This window comes from Bradyrhizobium sp. (genome assembly GCF_049512235.1).
Taxonomy (GTDB): Bacteria; Pseudomonadota; Alphaproteobacteria; order Rhizobiales; family Xanthobacteraceae; genus Bradyrhizobium.
On record NZ_JBEKXH010000496.1, the window covers coordinates 1 to 4,648 of the forward strand.

The following is a 4,648-nucleotide window of genomic DNA, read 5'->3' on the forward strand; positions in this document are numbered from 1 at the left end:
CATGGCCAGCCCGACGCTGCCGCGTCCACCGCATCTCATCCCGCGTGTCTGACGATCGCGATACGCCCCTCATCTGGAACGAGACAGGGGTGACCCTAAACTGATTCGAACAAAAAGTAAACGGTAATATTTTTTAAAATCGGGCTTGACACGCCCTGTGCGCGGTAGCCCGTCGGGCAAATCAGTTTCGATCAAGAAGGAGGCGCGAGCGTCAAGCAAGACGTCATCGCCCGGCTTGACCGGATAACCTGGTATCCCGGAGCAGAAGCGATAGAACCGGAAGGCCGCGGCGTACTGGATCCCCCGCTTTCGCGGAGGATGACAACTGAGAAGTAAATCGCGGGCACGGCGCAAGCGTCATGCGAGACTTTCGTCGCCCTGGCTTGACCTGGCGACCCAGTATCCCAGAGCAGAAGCCATAGAACCGAAAAGGCCGCGGCGTGTTGGATCCCCCGCTGGAGCCTGTCATCGGGCGGCGCGTAGCGCCGACCCGGTGGCGGGGGATGACAGCTGAGAAGTAAATGGTGGGCACGGCGCAAGCGCGCCTTACGGCTCAACCCAGAGAATGAGACGATGGCTCCGCGGTCATGAGGTCGTCGATCCCGATTGGAAAGCGGCGCACCCGGATCCCCGTGGCGTGCCAGACCGCGTTGGCGACCGCGCCGGCCGAGCCGGTGATGCCGATTTCGCCGACGCCCTTGATGCCCAATGCATTGACGTGGGGATCGTGCTCCTCGATCATCAACGCCTGCAGCGACGGCACATCGGCATTCACCGGGATGTGGTAGTCGGCGAGGTTGGCGTTGAGCGTGCGGCCAGAGCGGCGGTCGATCACCGCGTGCTCGTGCAGGGCAAACGACACGCCCCAGATCATGCCGCCGAAAATCTGGCTCTGCACGAGGCGAGGATTGATGACCCGCCCGGCCGCGAACGCGCCGACCATCCGGGTGACACGGATCTGTCCGAGATCGGGGTCGACCTTGACTTCGGCGAACACCGCGCCGTGCGCGTGCATGGCGTAGGTCGATTGCGCCTCGGGATCGGCGGCGCCGTTGCCGCGCGCCTCGATCTGCGTAAGGCCGGCGCGGGAGAGGATATCGGCATAGCTCTCGCTGCGGCTTTCATCGTCGCGAGCGAACAGGCGCCCGCCGCGGGCGACGACGCCGGCGTTGCCCGCGCCAAACAAGGGCGAGCGCTGGTCTGTTGTGGCGAGATCGGCGAGTTTGGCGATGACCGCGGCGCCGGCATTGTGGATGGCCATGCCCGCGGTCGCGGTATGGGCCGAGCCGCCGGCGATGCCCGCGTCCGGCAGGTCTGACGTGCCCGACCTGAACTCCAGCCGATCGATGTCGACACCCAGTCCATCGGCTGCGATCTGGGCGAGCGCGGTCCAGGCGCCCTGGCCCATGTCGTGGGCACCCGTCTCCATCAGGCCGGAGCCGTCGCGATGCACCACCGCGCGCGCCTCGGCCGCAAACATCAGCGCCGGAAATGTCGCGGTACCGATTCCCCAGCCGACCAGCATACCGGCCTCGTCACGCATCTTGCGCGGTTCGAGCGGGCGCGTTGCCCAGCCGAAGCGCTCGGCGCCCTGTGCGTAGCAGTCGCGCAGCGCTTTCGAGGAGAATGGCTTGCCGGAAATCGGTTCGACTTCGGCATAGTTCTTGATGCGGAAGGCGAGAGGGTCGATCCCGCAGGCCCACGCCGCCTCGTCGATCGCGCTCTCCAGCGCGATCGAGCCCGTCGCCTCGCCGGGGGCCCGCATGAACAAGGGCGTGCCGGTGTCGATGCGGACCGCCTCATGCGATGTTGAGATCGCCGGGCTCGCGTAAAGCGTATGCGAGGCGTCGGCGGCCGGCTCGAAGAAATCGTCAAAGGTGCTCGACGCGATCCTGGCGTGATGATCGATTGCCGTCAGCCGGCCTTCGCCGTCGATGCCGATGCGAAGCCTCTGGCGGGAGGGCGAACGATGACCCACCGGCCCAAACATCTGCTCGCGGCGCAGCACCAGTTTTACCGGCCGGCCGACCAGCTGGGCCGCGAGGATGCCCAGTACTTGCGGACCGGAGATGAACCCCTTGGAGCCGAAACCGCCACCGAGGTATGGGCTGCGAATATGGATCTTCTCCGGCGCGATGCCGAACAATCCCGCGATCCGCGCCTGGGCCATGACGAGGGCCTGGCTCGGCGTATCGATCGACAGCCTGTCGCCGTCCCACGCCGCGACGATCGCGTGCGGCTCCATGGCATTGTGGTACTGGGTTGGCGTCTCGTAAGTCGCATCGATGACCTTTGATGCCGCGGCGAGACCCGCCTCTATATCGCCGCGCCGCATCTCGGTGGGATTGCCGACGCCAACGGCGGCCGGCACGAAACTATCGCCGGCATCGAGGCCGACGCGGGCAGGCAGCATCTGGTAGCGCGGCGCGAGCCGCGCCGCGCCTTCCGTCGCAGCCTCCAGCGTCTCGGCAATCACGACCGCGATCGGCTGGCTGGGATAACGCACCTGGTCATTCTGCAACAGATCAAGCCGGAACATGAAGGGGTTGGTCTTGGCGTCGGGGTCCTCCGCGAGCGCCGGCCTGTTCGCAGGCGTCATGACATCGACGACACCGGGGTGGCTCTTGGCCGCCTCCACGTCAAGGAAGCTGACGCGGCCGCGCGCGATGTGGCTCACCGCGAGAACGGCATGCAGCATGTCAGGCGGATGGTTGTCCGCGGCGTAGCGGGCTTCGCCCCTGACTTTGAGGACGCCGTCGCGGCGGGTCAGCGGCTGCCCGATATTGGAGCCATGCCGGGCGTGGCTTGCTGCTTGGGTGAGGCGGATCTCAGGCATCTTGCAAGGCTCCTGATGCGGTCGAGAAAGCGGAGGCCGGAAGCGCCGCAATACGCGGCGGCGTTCCTGCCGTGGCCAGTGTCAGCGCCCGCACCAGGATGCGCCGCGCGAGCTCGATCTTGAAGGCATTGTCTCCGGAGGGTTTTGCGTCGGCGAGCGCCGCCTCCGCCGCGCGGCGGAAGGCCGCGGAATCGGGACTTGCGCCCGCCAGTATCTTTTCCGCCGCGCGGGCCCGCCATGGTTTGGCGGCAACGCCGCCGAGCGCGAGCCGCGCCTCGGCGATGGTGCCTTGTTCGATCCGCAAGCAGGCCGCGGCGGAGACCACCGCGAAGGCATAGGAGGTGCGTTCGCGGACCTTCAAATAGCGTGCATGCGGCGCGAACCCGCGCGCTTCGGCAGGCAGCCTGACGGCGATGACCAGATCACCGGGATCGAGCGCGCTTTCGCGTTCGGGCCTATCGCCGGGCAAACGATAAAAATCCTCCAGCGCAACCTCGCGCCGGCCGGTTTTGCCTGCGATCTCGACGACGGCATCGAGAGCGGCCAGCGGCACACAGAAATCCGACGGGTGGGTGGCGATGCAGGCCCGGCTCCAGCCGAGCACGGCGTGCAACCTGTTCTCGCCGTCACGGGCATCGCAACCCGCGCCGGGCTCGCGTTTGTTGCAGGCGCTGGCGGTGTCGTAGAAATATCCGCAGCGCGTTCGCTGCAACAGATTGCCGCCGACGGTCGCGGCATTGCGAAGCTGCGCCGAGGCGCCTGACAACAGCGCCTCGGCCACCGCCGGATAGGATTTTGCAAAATCGTCATCATGCGCGAGATCGGCATTGCGAACCAGCGCACCGATGCGGATGCCGCCATCGGCCAGAGGCTCGATGCGGTCGAGGCCTTTCAGCCGCGTGACATCGACGAGACGGTTCGGGCGCGTTATCCCGCCCTTCATCAGGTCGAGCAGGTTGGTACCGCCTGCGAGATAGGCGGCGCCCGGCTCGGTCGCAGCCGCAACGGCCTCGGCGATATCGGTGGGTCTGACGTAATCGAAGGTGTTCATGCGGAGCGCCTCTGTTCGGCGGTGGCGAGAATTTTCTGTGCCTCCAGCACCGCTTCGGTGATCCCTGCATAGGCCCCGCAGCGGCAGAGGTTGCCGCTCATGGCTTCCCGTACCCGCTCCGGGTTATCGCCGGCATGGCCTTCCCTGATCAGGCCGATCGCGCTCATGATCTGGCCGGGCGTGCAGAACCCGCACTGCAAGCCGTCATGCGCGATGAAAGCGGCCTGCACCGGATGCAGCTGGTTGCCGCGCGCGACGCCCTCGATCGTGAGCACGTCGGCGCCGTCGTGGCTTATGGCGAGCGCCAGGCAGGAGTTGATCCGCCGCCCGCCGACCAGCACCGTACAGGCGCCGCATTGGCCGCGGTCACAGCCCTTCTTGGTGCCGGTCAGATCGAGACGTTCGCGCAGGAGATCGAGCAGCGTGACGCGCGGGTCCGCCAGTTCGACGTTGCGCCGCACCCCGTTGACGGTGAGGCTGATGGAGAAGGTCATGCAATGCTCCGATCAATGCTATGGTCGAATGCGATCGACGCCGTCGCACCCCTTGAGGTGGGCGGCCGAGATCGACCCGTTGAATTATCAAGAGTTCGGATACCCATCGAGCTCGCGAGCCGCCGGGGTTCGGTCGACGGGCACATGGCAGGATCGGCACGTGTGCTATAGTATACGGAGGCATCCTCCGTTTGCAAGGGGACGGGGATCACGGATTAGTCAGATGGCAGGTCAGTCCGCAGCAACGCTTCGCAGGCCGCGCGCCGA

Annotated in this window: 3 protein-coding genes; all 3 read right to left on the reverse strand. The window is 66.3% G+C overall.

Features of this window, described 5'->3' with window-relative positions:
* Positions 1-553: 553 nt before the first annotated feature.
* Genes ABSG20_RS30310 through ABSG20_RS30320 form a run of 3 tightly spaced genes read right to left on the reverse strand, consistent with a single transcriptional unit; the run spans position 554 to position 4,381 of the window.
* Positions 554-2,836 carry a xanthine dehydrogenase family protein molybdopterin-binding subunit gene (locus ABSG20_RS30310; protein WP_423868139.1) on the reverse strand — a complete coding sequence of 761 codons (2,283 nt, stop codon included), beginning with the start codon at positions 2,834-2,836 and terminating at the stop codon, positions 554-556.
* Positions 2,829-3,887, reverse strand: a complete 1,059-nt coding sequence (locus ABSG20_RS30315) for an FAD binding domain-containing protein (RefSeq protein ID WP_423868140.1) — start codon at positions 3,885-3,887, stop codon at positions 2,829-2,831. Before ABSG20_RS30315 ends, ABSG20_RS30310 begins: the two co-directional genes overlap by 8 nt.
* Positions 3,884-4,381 (reverse strand): (2Fe-2S)-binding protein, encoded by a 498-nt coding sequence (locus ABSG20_RS30320; protein ID WP_423868141.1) that lies wholly within the window; start codon positions 4,379-4,381, stop codon positions 3,884-3,886. Before ABSG20_RS30320 ends, ABSG20_RS30315 begins: the two co-directional genes overlap by 4 nt.
* Positions 4,382-4,648 lie beyond the last annotated feature (267 nt).